15 protein-coding genes are annotated in these 16,796 nt (G+C 64.6%); 3 read left to right on the forward strand and 12 right to left on the reverse strand.

Going from position 1 to position 16,796, the window contains the following annotated elements; all coding sequences use genetic code 11:
• Positions 1-39 precede the first annotated feature (39 nt).
• Positions 40-366 (reverse strand): hypothetical protein, encoded by a 327-nt coding sequence (locus tag IVB40_RS21635; RefSeq protein WP_027517320.1) that lies wholly within the window; start codon positions 364-366, stop codon positions 40-42.
• Positions 367-472: 106 nt separating this feature from the next.
• A complete protein-coding gene (locus IVB40_RS21640; protein WP_247286639.1) occupies positions 473-1,246 on the reverse strand; it encodes a ferredoxin--NADP reductase in 774 nt (257 codons plus the stop codon).
• 156 nt (positions 1,247-1,402) lie between these two features.
• Between IVB40_RS21640 and IVB40_RS21645 the strand changes: the two genes are divergently transcribed.
• Complete coding sequence (locus tag IVB40_RS21645) at positions 1,403-2,599, forward strand: amidohydrolase family protein (RefSeq protein WP_247816229.1); 1,197 nt, start codon at positions 1,403-1,405, stop codon at positions 2,597-2,599.
• 57 nt (positions 2,600-2,656) lie between these two features.
• Here IVB40_RS21645 and IVB40_RS21650 read toward each other — a convergent pair whose 3' ends face one another.
• The 9 genes from IVB40_RS21650 to IVB40_RS21690 all read right to left on the reverse strand — a co-directional run bounded on the left by IVB40_RS21650 (position 2,657) and on the right by IVB40_RS21690 (position 11,296).
• Positions 2,657-3,046, reverse strand: a complete 390-nt coding sequence (locus IVB40_RS21650; protein WP_346015311.1) for a hypothetical protein — start codon at positions 3,044-3,046, stop codon at positions 2,657-2,659.
• 42 nt (positions 3,047-3,088) lie between these two features.
• Entirely contained in the window at positions 3,089-3,544 is a 456-nt protein-coding gene (locus tag IVB40_RS21655; protein ID WP_007592445.1) for a MarR family transcriptional regulator, read from the reverse strand.
• Positions 3,545-3,570: 26 nt separating this feature from the next.
• The gene (locus IVB40_RS21660; protein ID WP_027569464.1) at positions 3,571-4,275 is read right to left on the reverse strand and encodes an ABC transporter ATP-binding protein; all 705 of its coding nucleotides are present in this window, start codon (positions 4,273-4,275) and stop codon (positions 3,571-3,573) included.
• Positions 4,272-5,063 (reverse strand): ABC transporter ATP-binding protein, encoded by a 792-nt coding sequence (locus tag IVB40_RS21665; protein WP_027569463.1) that lies wholly within the window; start codon positions 5,061-5,063, stop codon positions 4,272-4,274. Before IVB40_RS21665 ends, IVB40_RS21660 begins: the two co-directional genes overlap by 4 nt.
• Complete coding sequence (locus IVB40_RS21670) at positions 5,060-6,949, reverse strand: ABC transporter permease (protein WP_247360681.1); 1,890 nt, start codon at positions 6,947-6,949, stop codon at positions 5,060-5,062. Before IVB40_RS21670 ends, IVB40_RS21665 begins: the two co-directional genes overlap by 4 nt.
• 156 nt (positions 6,950-7,105) lie before the next feature.
• Positions 7,106-8,308 (reverse strand): ABC transporter substrate-binding protein, encoded by a 1,203-nt coding sequence (locus IVB40_RS21675; protein ID WP_247433725.1) that lies wholly within the window; start codon positions 8,306-8,308, stop codon positions 7,106-7,108.
• Between the two features lie 25 nt (positions 8,309-8,333).
• The gene (locus IVB40_RS21680) at positions 8,334-8,918 is read right to left on the reverse strand and encodes an amino acid synthesis family protein (RefSeq protein ID WP_247286650.1); all 585 of its coding nucleotides are present in this window, start codon (positions 8,916-8,918) and stop codon (positions 8,334-8,336) included.
• A 27-nt stretch (positions 8,919-8,945) separates the two neighbouring features.
• The gene (locus IVB40_RS21685; RefSeq protein WP_247816230.1) at positions 8,946-9,842 is read right to left on the reverse strand and encodes a UPF0280 family protein; all 897 of its coding nucleotides are present in this window, start codon (positions 9,840-9,842) and stop codon (positions 8,946-8,948) included.
• On the reverse strand, positions 9,839-11,296 hold the full coding sequence (locus IVB40_RS21690; RefSeq protein WP_247816231.1) for a 6-hydroxynicotinate reductase: 1,458 nt from the start codon (positions 11,294-11,296) through the stop codon (positions 9,839-9,841). Before IVB40_RS21690 ends, IVB40_RS21685 begins: the two co-directional genes overlap by 4 nt.
• A 282-nt stretch (positions 11,297-11,578) precedes the next feature.
• Here IVB40_RS21690 and IVB40_RS21695 point away from each other — a divergent pair, with 282 nt between their 5' ends.
• Both IVB40_RS21695 and IVB40_RS21700 read left to right on the forward strand, forming a co-directional pair.
• On the forward strand, positions 11,579-12,061 hold the full coding sequence (locus IVB40_RS21695; RefSeq protein WP_247816232.1) for a (2Fe-2S)-binding protein: 483 nt from the start codon (positions 11,579-11,581) through the stop codon (positions 12,059-12,061).
• On the forward strand, positions 12,061-15,585 hold the full coding sequence (locus tag IVB40_RS21700; RefSeq protein ID WP_247816233.1) for a molybdopterin cofactor-binding domain-containing protein: 3,525 nt from the start codon (positions 12,061-12,063) through the stop codon (positions 15,583-15,585). The genes IVB40_RS21695 and IVB40_RS21700 overlap by 1 nt, the downstream gene beginning before the upstream one ends.
• Positions 15,586-15,588: 3 nt before the next feature.
• Here IVB40_RS21700 and IVB40_RS21705 read toward each other — a convergent pair whose 3' ends face one another.
• Positions 15,589-16,551, reverse strand: coding sequence for a catechol 2,3-dioxygenase (locus tag IVB40_RS21705; protein ID WP_247816234.1), 963 nt, complete (start codon positions 16,549-16,551; stop codon positions 15,589-15,591).
• Between the last annotated feature and the right edge of the window lie 245 nt (positions 16,552-16,796).

Here is a 16,796-nt window from a genome sequence, read left to right on the forward strand (position 1 = left end):
GCGGAACCTCCGCCGTCATCGGTGCAGGCGTGAGAGTCGCTACCCCCGCCCGGGCGAACGCGGGCCGATCTTGCGCTGCTGCTGATTGGTGTAGGCGTCCCAATTGCTCCAGCTGCCGTTGCTGAGGCTTCGCAGGTCGGTGGTGAGCGGACGGCGCGTGCGCTTGTCGTGATCGGCGATCACGCGCTCGGATTGCACGATCTTGCGCTTGAGTTCCCCGACCGCCTTCTGGGTCTGGCCGTTCCGCTTCGAAGACGCGATCTCGCCCATCGTGAAGCGCGCGGTCTCGAGCGCCTTCAACTCGGCGCGGTTCTTCTTCAACTGAACCCGGTGCCAGGCGATGTTGCTGTCGCTGTCCGCAACCATGTGGGAACTCCGCTGATTCGTTCCCACAGTGTATCGCGTGCCGAATCGGCGCCGCAACGGGCGCGCGGCGGCGAAAATACGGTCTTATTGCGCGGGAGTTCCGGGCCTAGCGCTCGGCGAAGGCCTTTTCGACCACGAATTGGGCCGGCTCGCCGTGATTACCCTCGACAAGCCCCCGCTCGCCGAGGAGCACGCGGGTGTCCGCCACCAGAGCCGGGCTGCCGCAGATCATGACGCGATCGTGGGCGGCTTCCAGTACCGGCAGGCCGATGTCGGAAAACAGCTTGCCCGAGGTGATGAGGTCGGTGATGCGGCCGCGATTGCGGAAGGGATCGCGCGTCACGGTCGGATAGTAGATCAACTGGTTGCGGATGTACTCGCCGATCAGTTCGTCCTTGGGCAGCGTCTCGGTGATCATCTCGCCATAGGCGAGCTCCTTGACGTGCCGGCAACCGTGCAGCAGCACGACCTTCTCGAACCGCTCATAGGTCTCGGGGTCCTTAATCACGCTCAGGAACGGCGCAAGGCCCGTACCTGTGCCGATGAGGTAGAGGTTGCGGCCGTCCTCCAGATTGTCGATCACCAGCGTGCCGGTGGCTTTGCGGCTGACGATGATCTCGTCGCCTTCCTTCAGATGCTGGAGCCGTGAGGTGAGTGGGCCGTCCGGCACCTTGATCGAGAAGAACTCCAGCGTGTCCTCGTAATTGGCGCTGGCGACGCTGTAGGCCCGCAGCAGCGGCTTCTCGCCGACCTTGAGCCCGATCATGGTGAATTCGCCGTTGCGGAAGCGGAAGGTCGGGCTGCGGGTGGTCTTGAAGGAGAACAGCGTGTCGGTCCAGTGGTGGACGCTCAAAACGGCTTCCTGATTGAAATTGCTCATCTCACCCTTCCGTGGCGCGTCGTGGCGGTTTTCAAGGCGGCAGCTATGCGTCGTTTGTACACGATCATTTGTATACTAATGAATAATCCGGCTTGATCCCGCAGTCAAGGCTGCCCAAGATCGGAAGCGTTGCAGTTAAGGACAAGGACCCATTCCATGGCGCATGACGCACCCCAGGCCACCGGACCCTCGAAGCTCGTGATCCGCAATATCGGCCTGATCCTGTCCGGCGCGCTGGAGAAGCCGATCCTGGACGGCGACACCATCGTCGCCGAGAACGGCAAGATCACCGCGATCGGCCGCTTCAAGGACCTCGACACCGAAGGCGCGACCACCATCGTCGAGGCCAACGGCACCACGGTGGCGCCCGGCCTGATCGACAGCCATGTCCACCCTGTTGCGGGCGACTGGACGCCTCGCCAGAACCAGATCGGCTGGATCGACAGCAATTTGCATGGCGGCGTTACCACGATGATTTCCGCCGGCGAGGTGCATATGCCCGGCCGCCCGCGCGACGTCGTCGGGTTGAAGGCGATGGCCATCTTCGCACAGCGCGCATTCTGGAATCTGCGGCCTGGCGGCGTGAAGGTTCACGCCGGCGCGCCTGTGATCGAATGCGAGATGGTCGAGGAGGACTTCAAGGAGCTGGCCGCAGCCGGTGTCAAGCTGCTCGGCGAAGTGGGCCTGGGCGGCGTCAAGGATGGCCCCACGGCGCGAAAAATGGTTGGCTGGGCCCGCAAATACGGCATCCAGAGCACGATCCACACCGGCGGGCCCTCGATCCCTGGCTCCGGATTGATCGACAAGGACGTGGTGCTGGAGGCCGACACCGATGTGGTTGGCCACATCAATGGCGGCCACACGGCGCTTCCCGACGACCAGATCCGCTGCATCTGCGAGGGCTGCAAGCGCGGCCTCGAGCTCGTGCACAATGGCAATGAGCGCTCGGCGCTGTTCACGTTGCGCATCGCGCGCGAGATGGGCGATCTGCAGCGCGTCATCCTCGGCACCGACGCGCCGGCCGGCTCCGGCGTGCAGCCGCTCGGCATTCTGCGCATGGTGTCGATGCTGTCCTCGCTTGGCGACCTGCCGGCCGAGATCGCGTTTTGCCTGGCCACCGGCAACACGGCGCGGATGCGCGAATTGGATTGCGGCCTGATCGAAGTGGGTCGTTCCGCCGACTTCGTCATCATGGACAAGGCGCAGCACTCGGCCGGCAAGAACATTTTGGACAGCGTCCAGCTCGGCGACCTCCCGGGCATCGGCATGACCATCATCGATGGTATCGTGCGCACCCAGCGCAGCCGCAACACCCCGCCGGCCGGCAGGGTGCCGGAGGTGGTGGCGAAGTGACGGGGGCCGAAGCGGCTCGCGCTCCGCGCGGACCCTCGGGAAAAGCTGATCACCCAATCAGTGGCGCTTAGCGATCTCACAACGCACATAGGTCTGGCGCTTGCCTTGCCCGACCGGGCTGTTGTCCATCACCAGCTTGCCATCCGCGGCAATGGAAACCCGGGGACTGGAGCGATACTTCTCGCCCTCGCCTTCGCAGGCGAGCTTCATTTTCCAGCTGAGCTTTCCGTCGGCGGTGATCTCGCTGGCGCGGCACCGGGTCTCATACCAATAGAGACGGTTGCCGCCCTCGATGCTCATGCGGCTGGCACTGTCCTGGTCGCGGCAGTCCTTTTTGGTCGAGGCCCAGAAGCCTTCATAGGCTTCCGCCGCCCCGGCGGGAGCACACTGGCCCGCCAGCACCGCGCTCATGCTCAGAGCCATCGCAAACCGCGCCGCCGCTCTCATATCAAAAACCTCGACAAGACCTTCACCGAGGTTAGTCGCGCCTCACCGCAGCTTGTTCAACAGCGCCATCAGCATCTCGCGCTCCTTTGCTTCGAGCGGCGCCAGCGTCTCCCGGGTGATCGCGAGCGCATTCGGCGCGACCTTTTCCGCCAGCTGCTGCCCCGCGCGGGTCAGGCTGACCAGAAGCCGCCGTCCGTCCTCGGGATCCTGGCTGGTCTCGGTGAGGCCGCGCGCCGTCAAACGATCGATCACGCCCTTGATGGTCGCCACATCCATCGCCGTCAGGCGCCCGAGCTGGTTCTGCGAGCATGGCCCGGCCTCGGCGAGCTTCGACAGCGCCGCCCATTGCGTCGGCGTAATGTTGGTGCCGATCTCGCGAGAGAAGATCGCGCTGTGGCGCTGCCAGACCTGGCGAAGGATGAACCCAACCTGCTCGTCGAGCACGTAAGGCGGCTTTGCCGGTTTGACGCTTTTCTTCGCCGCGACGCTTCTCGCCATCCGCTCGATACCCTTGCCCTTTGCCTTCACAACGACAGATGCGCGTCGCGGATATCCGGACGCGCGTCGAGCTCGGCCATGGTGCCGCCGAAACAGATGCGGCCGCGCTCGATGATATAGGCGCGATCGGAGATCAGCCGCGCAAAATGCAGATTCTGCTCGGAGACGACGATGCTGACGCCCTCCTTCTTCATGGTCAGGATGGCATCGACCATCTGCTCCACGATCTTCGGCGACAGGCCTTCCGAGGGCTCGTCCAGCAGCACCAACGACGGATTGCCCATAAGCGTGCGGGCGATGGTGAGCATCTGCTGCTCGCCGCCGCTCATGCGGCCGCCCGGGCGATTTTTCATCTCGCCGAGGTTAGGGAACAGCGAAAACAGCTTGTCGCGGGTCCAGTGCGGCGCGTTCGGGCGCTTCGGCTGGCGGCCGACCTCGAGATTTTCTTCCACCGTCAGGTCGGTGAAGATACGCCGCTCCTCCGGCACGTAACCAAGCCCATCCCGCACGATCTCATGTGTCGGACGCGCCGAGACATCCTTGCCTTCGAACATGATCCGTCCCGAGCGCTGCGCGACGAGCCCGACGATCGAGCGGAACGTCGTCGACTTGCCGGCGCCGTTGCGGCCGAGCAACGCCACGACTTCCCCCTCGCCGACCTCGAAGCCGATGTCGAACAGGATATGCGCCGGGCCGTAATGACTATTGAGATCTTGCACCGTGAGCTTCATACCGATGCTCCCTCGCGATGCCCGGCCTCGTAAAGGAGGCCCTCGCCGAGGTAGACCGCCTGCACCTGCGGATTGCCGCGCACCTCCGCCGGCGAGCCTTCGGCAATCAACGTGCCGCGGTTGAGCACGATGATGCGATCGGCGTGCTCGAACACCACGTCCATGTCGTGCTCGGTGAAGAGAACGCCAATCGATTTTTCCCGGGCGATCTGCGCGGTCAGCCGCATCAAATCGACGCGCTCGCGCGGCGCCATGCCGGCGGTCGGCTCGTCCATCAGCAGCAGCTTTGGCTGATTGGCGAGCGCGACGGCGAGCTCGAGCCGCTTGAGATCGCCATAGGCAAGCTCGCCACAGGGGCGATCCGCGTAACCGCCCATACCGACCAGCTCGAGCAGTCGCCCGGCTTCGCCGCGGTCAAAGTTCGGCGCCGAGCCCCAAAGATTGTACAATTGCTTGCCGTGCGAGATCAGCGCGACCTGCACATTCTCGCGCACGGTCATGGTCGCGAAGGTCGCGGTGATCTGGAAGGTGCGGCCCACGCCCATCCGCCAGATCTCGCGCGGCTTCCTGCCGGTTGTGTCTTCGCCGAGCAGGCGGACGTGGCCGCTATCAGGCTTGTTCTGGCCGTTGAGCATGTCGAAACAAGTGCTCTTGCCCGCGCCGTTCGGTCCGATCAGCGCCAGGATTTCGCCTGATCGCAACGAGAAGGAGACGCCGCGCACGGCGTGGACGCCGCCGTAGGATTTGGTCAGGCTTTCGACCGCGAGAAGTGGGGGGGCGACGCTCATTCGGCGGACTCGATCGGCTTGGCAAGCAAGGGGGAGCCCGGCGGCGATGCCTTCCTGCGGCGCTGCGCCAGCATCTCCAGCATGCCGACGATGCCCTTGGGGAAGACGACGACGATCAGAACGATGAAGCCGCCGAGCACGAGCTTTGACAGGTCGGTCTGGCTGACCAGCCAGATGTTCAAGGCCTTGTAGACGATGGCGCCGATCACCGCGCCCGACACCGTCTCGACGCCGCCGAGCAGCACCATCACAAGCGCATCGACCGAGAGCGAGATGCCGAGATTGTCCGGGAAGACGCTGCCCTTGAGGTAGGCGAACAGCGCGCCGCCGATGCCCGCGGTCGTGCCCGCGATCACGAAGGCGGTCCACTGGATGCGCTTGGCGTTGATGCCGACCGCTTCGCTGCGCAGCAGCGAGTCGCGCGTCGCCCTCAGCGCATAACCGAACGGCGAGAACACCATGGCCCGCAACGCGATCGTCACGAGCGCCGCAACGCCGAGCGACAACCAATAGAAATGCGATGGGCTCGCCGCCCAGCTCGCGGGCCAGACGCCCAGGATGCCGTTGTCGCCGCCGGTGACGCTCACCCACTGGAACGCGATCGACCAGACGATCTGCGCGAAGGCGAGCGTCAGCATTGCAAAATAGACGCCGGAGAGCTGCACCGCGAAGAAGCCGAACACGGCAGCGCCCATGCAGCCGAGCAGCGGCCCGAGCAACAGGCAGACGATCATCGGCAGTCCCGCCATCTTGGCGAGGAAAGCGACGCCGTAAGCGCCGAGGCCGAAATAGGCGGCGTGACCAAAGGAGGCGAGCCCGCCGACCGACATCAGGAAGTGCAGGCTGACGGCGAAGATTACGGAGATCGCGATCTCCGACCCGACGGTCAGTGCATAGTTGCCGGCGAACAGCGGCAGCGTCGCTGCGATGACGAGCGCTGCAAGCGCGGCCAGCCGCTCGTTCGACGTCAGCGGTCGCCAGGGATTGACCGTGAGACCCGGCGTCTTGCGCGCGGGGGCCTCGGGCCTGCCGAACAGGCCCCAGGGCCGCACGATCAGCACTGCCGCCATCACCAGGAAGACCAGGATGATGGAGATTTTTGGAAAGATCAGGATGCCGAAGGCGTTGAGCTCGGAGACGAGCACCGCCGCGACGAAAGCGCCGATGATGCTGCCGAGGCCTCCGATCACGACGACGACGAAGACCTCGACGATGATACGCAAATCCATCGCATGATGCACGGCATCGCGCGGAATCTGGAGCGCACCGCCGAGAGCGGCGAGGAAAACACCGACCGCAAACACGCTCGTGAACAGCCATTTCTGGTTGACGCCGAGCGCTGCGACCATGTCGCGGTCCTGGGTCGCTGCGCGCACCAGCACGCCCCAGCGCGTGCGCTGGAACAAGAGCCAGAGGATGCCGAGCACGACCGGGCTGAGCACGATCAGGAACAAATCATAGCTCGGGATGTTTTGGCCGAAGAAGTCGATCGCCCCCTTGAAGCCGGGTGCACGGCGCCCGACGAGATCGTCCGGGCCCCAGATCAGGACGACGAGGTCCTCGACCATCAAGGTCAGGCCGAAGGTCGCAAGCAGCTGGAACAGCTCGGGCGCGTGATAGATGCGCCGGAGCAGCACCATCTCGACAATGACGCCGATCACTGCCACGGCAAGCGCTGCGATGACGATCCCGCCCCAGAAGCCGAACGTCCCCGATAGGCGCTCGGTGAGCGTGAAGGCGATATAGGCACCGATCATGTAGAAGGCGCCGTGCGCGAAATTCACGATCCGCGTCACGCCAAAGATGATCGACAGGCCCGACGCCACCAGGAACAGCGACGCTGCACTGGCGAGGCCGGTCAGAAACTGTACGACGTAAAAGGCCATCAGCGGTCCGGGTTGGTGTTGCATCACCTCTCCCCGCTTGCGGGGAGAGAGAGCTTCGTAGGGTGGGTTAGCGCAGCGTAACCCACCTGTTCTGGTTCTGCGGGTACAGACCGTGGTGGGTTACGCCTTCGGCTAACCCACCTACGGCAGCGGAGATCAATCCTTCGGACGCAGCTTCTCGACTTCGGCATCACTTGGCAGATAGTCCGCGCCCTTCTTGTAAGACGAGTCCACCATCACGCCCTTGCCGTCCTTCAGCGCGGTCTTGCCGACATAGGCACCGAGCGTCGACTGGTGATCGATCTTGCGGAAGGTGATCTCGCCGAGCGGCGACGGCATCGACAGTCCCTCCGCCGCGCTGATCAGCTTCTCCGGATCGGTCGAATTGGCCTTCGCCAGGATCGCCGCCGCCGACTTGATGGTCTGATAGCCGACGATCGAGCCGAGGCGCGGATAGTCGTTGTACTTGGCCTGATAGGCCTTCAGGAACGCGTCGTGCTCGGGCGTCTTGATCGAGTACCAGGGATAGCCCGTGACGATCCAGCCCTCGGGCGTCTCCTCCTTGAGCGGGTCGAGATATTCGGGCTCGCCGGTGAGGAACGAGACGACCTCGCGTCCCTTGAACAGACCGCGGGTGTTGCCTTCACGCACGAGCTTCACGAGATCCGCGCCGAAAGTGACGTTGAGGATCGCTTCGGGATTGGCCGCGGCAACCGCCTGCACCACCGGACCCGCGTCGATCTTGCCCTGCGGCGGCCACTGCTCATCGACCCACTGGATGTCCGGCCGCTTCTCCGACATCAGCTTCTTGAACACTGCCACTGCGGACTGGCCGTATTCATAGTTCGGCGCGATCGTCGCCCAGCGCTTTGCCGGCAGCTTGCTGGCTGCCTCCACCAGCATCGCCGCCTGCATGTAATTGGAGGGGCGCAGTCGGAACGTGTACTTGTTGCCCTTGGACCAGGTGATGGCGTCCGTCAGCGGCTCGGCTGCCAGGAAGAACACCTTCTTCTGGTTGGCGAAGTCGCTGACCGCAAGACCGATGTTCGACAGGAACGTACCCGTCAGCATCGCCACGCCCTCGCTCGACACCAGCTCGTTGGCCGCGGTTTGCGCATCCGCCGGCTTGCCGCCGTCGTCCTTGGAGACGACGATGAGCTTCTTGCCGTTGATGCCGCCGGCTGCGTTGATCTCTTCGACCGCGAGCTGCCAGCCCTTGCGATAGGGCTCGGTGAACGCCGGAAGCAACGAATAACTGTTGATCTCGCCGATCTTGATGTCCTGCGCCAGAGCCGAATGAGCCATGCCGCTCGCCAACAGCGCAAATGCCGCGCCGGCGAAATAGTTCTTTGCTCGCATCCAAACCTCCACTTTTCTGAAAAGATTAACGCAGTCCGTCTTCGCCCTTGATCTCCGCAGCCGTCAGCCCGCCGACGCGCGGCAAAGGACGGCCGCTGTCGGTGACGGCGACCGCGACCATGATCTCGTTGGCGCGCGGCGCGTCGTTGATCTGCACTTCCATGCCGTCGAAATGACTGCGCACGAAGGCTGCATCCTTGTGGCCCAGCGGAATATCCAGCGTCGTGCCAGGTCCACTGCGCTTCTTCGACGACGGGATCAACGCAGCGCCCTTGCTCAGCACTTTACGCACCGGCGCGCCCATTTTCGGGTGAAGGATGGCAGCTGCATGCTCCAGCTCGCCGTTCTCGCCGACGGCCGCGGCCTTGCCATAGCTCTGAGCCTTGGATCCTTCGATGCCGAGCGCCGCCACCGCGCGCTTCGAGAGCAGCTCGCCGAGCTCCTCGCCAATCGCGATCAGGGGCGAGAGATCCTCGACATACTTTCCGGCAAACGGATTCTCGATCACGGCGATTGCCGCCGCACGCCGCGTCGGCGGCGAGACCTGGCGGCCCATCTCCATATGCGTCTCTTCGACGACGGTGACGATCTTGCGGATGATCGCGCTCATGATTGTTTCCTCAAGCCGCTTCCCTGTTCAGGCATGAACCGCGTTCTCTTGTACAAGCGGACGCGATCGTTGCCGTTCAATATCCTTGGTCCCGATGACAAGCATATCACCACAAAGCTGCAACACGGCACCCTCGATCAATCCGCGATTGAATAATTGCCGTGCACATTCCGCGCCAGATTCGAGTGCGGTCGTGATCTCATCCTGTGACAAACCACTGACGCCACGGGTCACGAGCCGCGCACCGAGATCGCTGTCGGGCTGAAGTTCGTTCGCTGGCTTTCGGATGATGGCGGGATGCCCCGGCAGATCAACGGCATTCGCAATGATCGTCGCGGCGGCATCGGCTTGCGAGGCCGTTCCGGCCAACACGGTCACCGCATCGGCAATCCCGAGCGAAAAGCTGCGGCCGTGCCTTCCGCTGGTAGCGATGCCGCGCACAGGGTCATCCGAATCGATTCTCATCGTATGCATCATGCCGTCGCGGTCAGGGCGATCCATCAGGCCGACGGAGAAGTGCTCGTCCTCGCCGAGGTGAAGCGCAATGTCGCCGCCATTGTTGACATAGGCCCGATCGAGCGCCGCAGCGTCCAGCATTGCGCCCAACACCTCCTCCGCCACGCTGCCGGCCACAGCGGCCATCGGCGTGATGAAGCCATCACCGGCATAGGGCGCCACCGCGGCGTGCATGCGACGCGCCACAACGCCTCTCAACGAGGTCCGCTCCTCGACAGCGGTCCGCAGTTCTGGCAGTTCCGCGCAGAGCTCGTCGAGAAGTCCGGTGAACCGTTCGGCCGCAGCCTCATAGGCCGCGCGCACCGCGTCGGCAGCCCCCCTCGCCTCGACGACCAAATCAATCGGTCCATCCTGCAAATGCAGCCGCCGGCCATCAGACAGCAACGCGATTTGCGGGAGCCTTGTCATGCCCGAGGTCCCGGGATCGGGTTTTGCCAGGGCAATTGGCGGACATCGTCGCCGCCCTGCACCTCGGACAGTGGTTTCACATAATCCATGTGCCCGCCGAGCGCCGCATAGTCCGACAGCTTCATCGTGAATTCGATCGGCGCGACCAGCGCGGGCGTCGGCACGTAACCGAATGCGCCCGCCGGCATCTGCGTCACGTCGACCATGTAGGTAATGCCGCCGCCCGGCCAGACGTAAACAGGCGCGCCGCCGCTGGTGACGCGCGTCAGGGCGTCCTTGACCGAGCGCGTCAGCCGCACCGGATTGTCGGTCACGCCCGCCCGCAAGGAACCACCGGCACCGGCCATGAACAGCACCGTACACAGCGCCGGCTCGCAATTCTCCTGAATGCGCTCGACCGAAAACTTGAGGTCATCCGGCATCTCGGTCTCGACCGGCTTCAAGGCCTCGTCGAGCACGTAATAGGACGAGTGCTCGCCGGTCGTGGAGACCATCAGCATGGAGAGGCCGGCCCTGGCTTCCTTGGGGTCGAACGGTCCCAGGATTGCGAGCGGATCGGAGATATTGGTGCCGCCCCAACCCGTGCCGGGATCGGCGACCTGGAAATAGCGGCCGGGCGTCGAGCGGCGCCCCTTCATCTTGATGCCGGTGTCGGCGATGTCGAGCAGCTTGCCGGCCTGGTGTTCCGAGAGCACGCCGGTGATATGGTCGTCGACCACGACGACCTCGTCGACCTTGCCGTGCCATTGCTTGGCGAACATGCCGATCGTCGCCGAGCCGCAGCCGACGCGCATGCGCTCTTCTTTCATGCCGTTGACGATCGGCGGCTGGCCGGCCCGCACCACCACGCTCGCGCCGCCGTCGATGGTGAGTTCGACCGCCTTGCAGTTTGCGAGGTCCATCAGCGTGTCGCAGGTGACGCGGCCTTCCTTCTTGGAGCCGCCGGTCAGATGATGCACGCCGCCGAGCGACAGCATCTGCGAACCGTATTCGCTGGTGGTGACGTGACCGACCGCCTCGCCTTGTGCGCGGACGGTCGCGGTCTCCGGCCCGAGATAGCGGTCGGTGTCGATCTTCACCTTGATGCCGCAATAGGAGAAGATGCCCTCGGTGACGACAGTCACCATGTCGACGCCGTCGACCTCCGCCGAGACGATGAACGGCGCCGGCTTGTAGTCGGGATAGGTCGTCCCCGCGCCGATCGCCGTTACAAAGGTGGAAGGCTCGTGGACGATCTTGCCGTCCCAATCTTCGGTGCGGCTGAACGGAACGAGCTTGCCGCCATGCGACACGGTGCGTTCCAGGATCACATGCGGATCGACGCGGACGAGTTTGCCCTCGTGATTGGCATAGCGGTCGCAGGCGCCCGCCGCGCCCGGCTTGATGTAGCACATCACCGGACACGCATCGCAGCGGATCTTGTCGATGGCGGCGCTCGTAGGTTCAGTCACCATGTCAAAGCCAGCCGACAGTGCAGTTATCATTTGTACACGAACGATGTTGCGCGCCCTCCCGATGGCTGTCAAGCGGCGGTGCGGCGCAAAACATACGCCTGCCGCATAAAACCTCATTTGCCTATCCGCTCTGTCCACAAAGAAGGCATTCGCGCTGCACTGCGGCATGCACGGCTTGCACGTTTGTGTACAAACGGTATCGTCGCAACGTAGATTTTGAGCGGACTTGGAATTTTCGCGAAGCTTTGGCCGCGGCGCTCAACGAGTCGACTTGGGAACGAGATGACGCAGACACCGATCCGCATCACCGTGAACGGCAGGATCCACGAGATCACTACGGCGCGAGATACGCCGCTGCTCTACGTGCTGCGCAACGATCTCGCGCTCAACGGTCCGAAATACGGTTGCGGCCTCGGTGAATGCGGCACCTGCACTGTCCTGATCGATGGCGCGGCGGCGCGCTCCTGCGTCATTCCGATCAGCGGCTGCGGCGGCCGCGACATCGTGACGCTCGAGGGGCTCGGCACCCGCGACAAACCGGATGTGGTGCAGCAGGCTTTCATCGACGAGCAGGCCGCGCAATGCGGCTACTGCCTCAACGGCATGATCATGACCACCAAGGCGCTGCTTGCGATCAACCCGCGGCCCACCGAACAGGAGGCGCTGGCGGCGCTGCGCTACAATCTCTGTCGCTGCGGCACGCATATCGAAATCCTTCGCGCCGTAATGCGTGCGTCTGGCCAGCTCGCCGAGGCCGGTGATTGATGGCGTCCCCGCATCCGAACGGAGCTGAGCTGCAATCCGGCTCGCTCGTCGTCGTCCGCACTGTGGACGAGTGCACATCCGAGACCTTCGTCCGCATCACCGCGAGCGGCTCGGTCACAGCCTACAACGGACATGTCGATCTCGGCACCGGCATCCGCACGGCGCTGGGCCAGATCGTGGCCGAGGAGTTGGATGTGTCCTTTGCCCGCGTCGTCGTCGTGCTCGGCGACACCGCGGTGGTGCCGAACCAGGGCGCGACGATCGCGAGCGAGACCATCCAGATCACCGCCGTTCCCCTGCGCAAAGCCGCCGCGCAGGCGCGTCACTTCCTGATCGCACGTGCGGCCGAGCGCCTGGAGCTGCCGGTAGCCGATCTCAGGATCGAAGACGGCCTCGTGCGCGGCCACGACAATCGCAGCGTCAGCTATGGCGAGTTGATCGGCGGAGAGACCATTCGTCTCGAGCTTGCCGACGGCGTCGCCGTCAAGCCGGTCGGCGATTACGCCATTGTCGGCCAATCGATGCCCCGCGTCGACCTGCCGGCCAAGGCCACGGGTGAGCTGACCTTCGTGCACGACATCCGTATGCCCGGCATGCTGCACGGCCGCGTGGTGCGACCGCCCTATGCCGGCGTCGACGCCGGCCCGTTTGTCGGCACCAGCCTGATTTCGGTCAATGAATCCTCGGTGCGCGGCATTCCCGGCATCATAGCCGTCGTGCGCATCGGCGATTTCGTCGGAATCGTCGCGGAGCGCGAGGAGAACGTGATCCGCGCGGCGGAGCAGCTTGCGGTGAGCTGGCGACCGACGCCTGAACTGACCGATCTCGCCGACGTCGAGACCGCGCTTCGTGCCAACCCGTCCACACCGCGCACGCTGATCGACAAGGGCGACGTCGATGCTGCCATTGCCGGTGCGGCCAAGCCGATGCAGCGCACTTACGTCTGGCCATATCAGATGCATGCCTCGATCGGCCCGTCCTGCGCGGTCGCCGACTTCCAGGACGGCAACATCCGCGTCTGGTCGGGCACGCAAAATCCGCACCTGCTGCGGGCAGACCTGTCGCTGCTGATCGAGCGTCCCGAGAGCGAGATCGAGGTCATCAGGTTGGAGGCCGCGGGCTGCTATGGCCGCAACTGCGCCGACGACGTCACCGCGGACGCGCTGTTGCTTTCGCGCGCTGTCGGCCGGCCCGTGCGCGTGCAGCTGACGCGCGAGCAGGAGCACGCCTGGGAGCCCAAGGGCGCCGCGCAGCTCATCGACGTCAATGGCGGCCTGAACGCGGAGGGCGGCGTCGCTGCTTACGATCTTGCCACGCGCTATCCGTCGAATGCCGCGCCGACGTTGGCGCTGTTGCTGACGGGGCGGATATCGCCGAAGGCGGACGTCCTCCAGATGGGCGACCGGACCGCGATCCCGCCTTACGATTACGACCACATGCGCGTCGTCGCACACGACATGGCGCCGATCGTGCGCGCGTCCTGGTTTCGCGGCGTCTCGGCCCTGCCGAACACCTTTGCGCATGAATCCTATATCGACGAGGCCGCGACAGAAGCCGGCGTCGACCCGATCGAATATCGCCTGCGTTACCTTAGGGATCAGCGCGCCGTCGATCTCGTCCATGCGGTCGCCGAGCGCGCGGGGTGGACGCCGCGACCGGTGCGCGAAGAGAAAGACGGCGAGATCGTGCATGGGCGCGGCTTTGCCTATGCGCTGTACGTCCACAGCAAATTTCCCGGTTATGGCGCGGCGTGGTCGGCCTGGGTCACCGACGTTGCCGTGAACAAGTCGACCGGCGACGTCAGCGTGACGCGCGTGGTCGCCGGGCAGGACTCCGGATTGATGATCAACCCGGACGGTGTGCGCCACCAGATCCATGGCAACGTCATCCAGTCCACCAGCCGCGCGCTGATGGAGGAGGTCTCGTTCGAGCGCGGCGCAGTCGCGGCGCGTGAATGGGGCGCCTATCCGATCATCCCGTTCCCTGACGTGCCCAAGATCGACGTGTTGTTGCTGCCGCGGCCGGACCAGCCGCCGCTCGGCGTCGGCGAATCCGCCTCGGTCCCGAGCGCGGCTGCGATTGCGAACGCGATCTTCGATGCTACCGGCGTGCGCTTTCGCGAGCCGCCGTTCACGCCCGAGCGCATCCTGAAGGGGCTGCACGGCGGCGCGCCGGCCACGCCGCAGGCGCTGCCCGCTCCCGCTACGCCACAACCATCCCGCATCTGGGAGAATCCCTTCGCCAAACGCGCCGGCATCTTCGCGACGATCGCGGCCGTCTGCACCGCGGCAATCGGCATCGGTGCGGCGCTTTTGCCTGGCCGCGCCATCGCGCCGATCGCCCGACCCGATGCATCTGTCTATTCCGCGGCGACGATCGCGCGCGGGCAACAACTGGCCGCACTCGGCAATTGCGCGGAGTGCCACACCATGATCGGCGGTGCGCTCAACGCCGGTGGCCGCGCCCTGGAGACGCCGTTCGGCACGATCTACGCGACCAACATCACGCCAGACGTCGAAACCGGCATCGGCGCCTGGTCCTATCCCGCGTTCGAGCGCGCGATGCGCGACGGGCTGCATCGCGACGGACGGCAGCTCTATCCCGCCTTCCCCTACACGCACTTTGCGAAGACTGGCGATGCCGACATGCAGGCGCTTTACGCTTACCTGATGGCGCAGCCGCCGGTGCGCGCACCGGCAGCGGCGAATGCGCTCGCCTTCCCGTTCAATCTCCGTCCGCTACTTGCCGGATGGAATGCGCTGTTCCATCAGACGCGCGAGTTCAAGCCCGATCCCGCCAAATCCGAAGTCTGGAATCGCGGCGCTTATCTGGTCGAAGGTCTCGGCCATTGCAGCGGCTGCCATTCGCCGCGCAACGCGCTCGGCGCCGAGCAGCGTAGCGCCTATCTCGCCGGCGGCTTTGCCGAGGGCTGGGAGGCGCCGCCGCTGACCTCGCTCTCGCACGCGCCGATCCCATGGAGCGAGGACGAGCTTTTCGCCTATTTGCGCACCGGCTACTCGCGATATCATGGCGTCGCCGCCGGGCCGATGGCGCCGATTGTCAGGGATCTCAAAGCCCTGCCCGACCAGGACATCCGCGCCATGGCGGTCTATCTCAACTCATTCAACGACACCGCAACCGAAGCACCGGACGCGCTTGCGGCACGTCTCGAAAGCGCGACGCAAGTTACAATCGCGTCCTCCAGCGGCGCGCGACTCTATCAAGGCGCCTGCGCCGTCTGCCACGAGGTCGGCGGCCTGCCGCTGTTCGGCAGCCGGCCTTCGCTGGCACTCAACAGCAATCTGCACAGCGTCACATCGGACAATCTCGTGCAGATCATCCTGCACGGCATCGCCGAGCCGGTGTCGAGCGATCTCGGCTACATGCCGGCCTTCAAGAACAGCATGAGCGATGCGCAGATCGAGGAACTGGTCACCTTCCTGCGCGAGCAGTTCGCCCCGGACAGGCCAGCATGGACCGGCGTGAAGGAGACGATTGCGCGTGTGAGAGCCGCCACGAACTGAGCGCTACTTCTTATCCACCACCGGCGGCGTGCCGTGCGTATGGAACGATTCGATCGTCTTCAGGCCCCACGCCTGCCCCTTCTTGCGCTCCTCTTCCGTCCACACGATCGGCTTCCAGTCGGGCGCGAGGATGAGGCGCGCGCCGGCATTGGCGACTTCGACGCGGTTGCCGCCGGGCTCGTAGACGTAGAGGAAGAAGGTCTGCTGGATCGCGTGCTTGTGCGGGCCGGTCTCGATGTGGATGCCGTTCTCCAGGAAGATATCTGCAGCGCGAAGAATCTCTTCGCGGCTGTCGAGCGCGTAGGTGACGTGGTGGAAGCGGCCGGGCGTGCCGGAATGGTCGAGCGAATAGGCGAAATCGTAGCTCTTGTTGGACATCGTCAGCCATATCGCCGCTTCGCGGCCGTCGTTGAGCACGATCTGCTCGGTGAGCCGGCAGCCGAGATAGTTCTCGAAGAACTCGCGGTTGGCCTTGATGTCGACGGCGAGGCAATTGAGGTGGTCGAGGCGGCGGACATTGACGCCGCGCGCGGGAAAGCGTTGCGCCTGGTTCTTCAGCGCCGGCTTCAACTCCGGCGGCGCCTGATACCATTCGGTCTCGTAATAGAGCTCGACGATGTGTCCATCGGGATCGCGGCAGCGGAAGGTCGGCCCCTGCCCCATGTCGCCGTCGATCCAGCCGATGTCAAAGCCGGACCCCTTCAGCGCTGCGACGCGGCGCTCCAGCGCCTGCTGGCTGCGCGCGCGCAACGCCATGTGCTCCATGCCGGACGTCTTCGACGCCGTCAGTTTGAGCGAATAGCGCTCGTAATCGTCCCAGCCGCGCAAATAGACCGACTCGCCCTTTTGCCCGCTGACGGTCATGCCCATGACGTCGACGAAGAATTTCAGGCTCTCGTCCGGCTTTGGCGTCAAGAGCTCCATGTGGCCGAGATGAGCGAGATCGAGGATCGGTTCGGGTTGCATGGTGTCCTCCAAGACGTGGCTTGCGATCCGCTGGACCGGATCCCGCGATCTGGCGCAGGCGGCAATCCGCTCACGCGCCGGTGGGCGGCACAAGGCCGCCGGTTCATTTGTACCAATGTACAAATGATTAGGTCCCGTCAACAAATCAAGCAAGACCGCCGAGGGTGGATGACGAACCGTCTAGGATGACCAACCCGTCCCGGAACCGCGGACCGACTGCCCGAATGGTAAAGTCTCTCTTAAGC

The sequence above is a fragment of the Bradyrhizobium sp. 40 genome (assembly GCF_023100925.1).
Classification (GTDB): domain Bacteria; phylum Pseudomonadota; class Alphaproteobacteria; order Rhizobiales; family Xanthobacteraceae; genus Bradyrhizobium.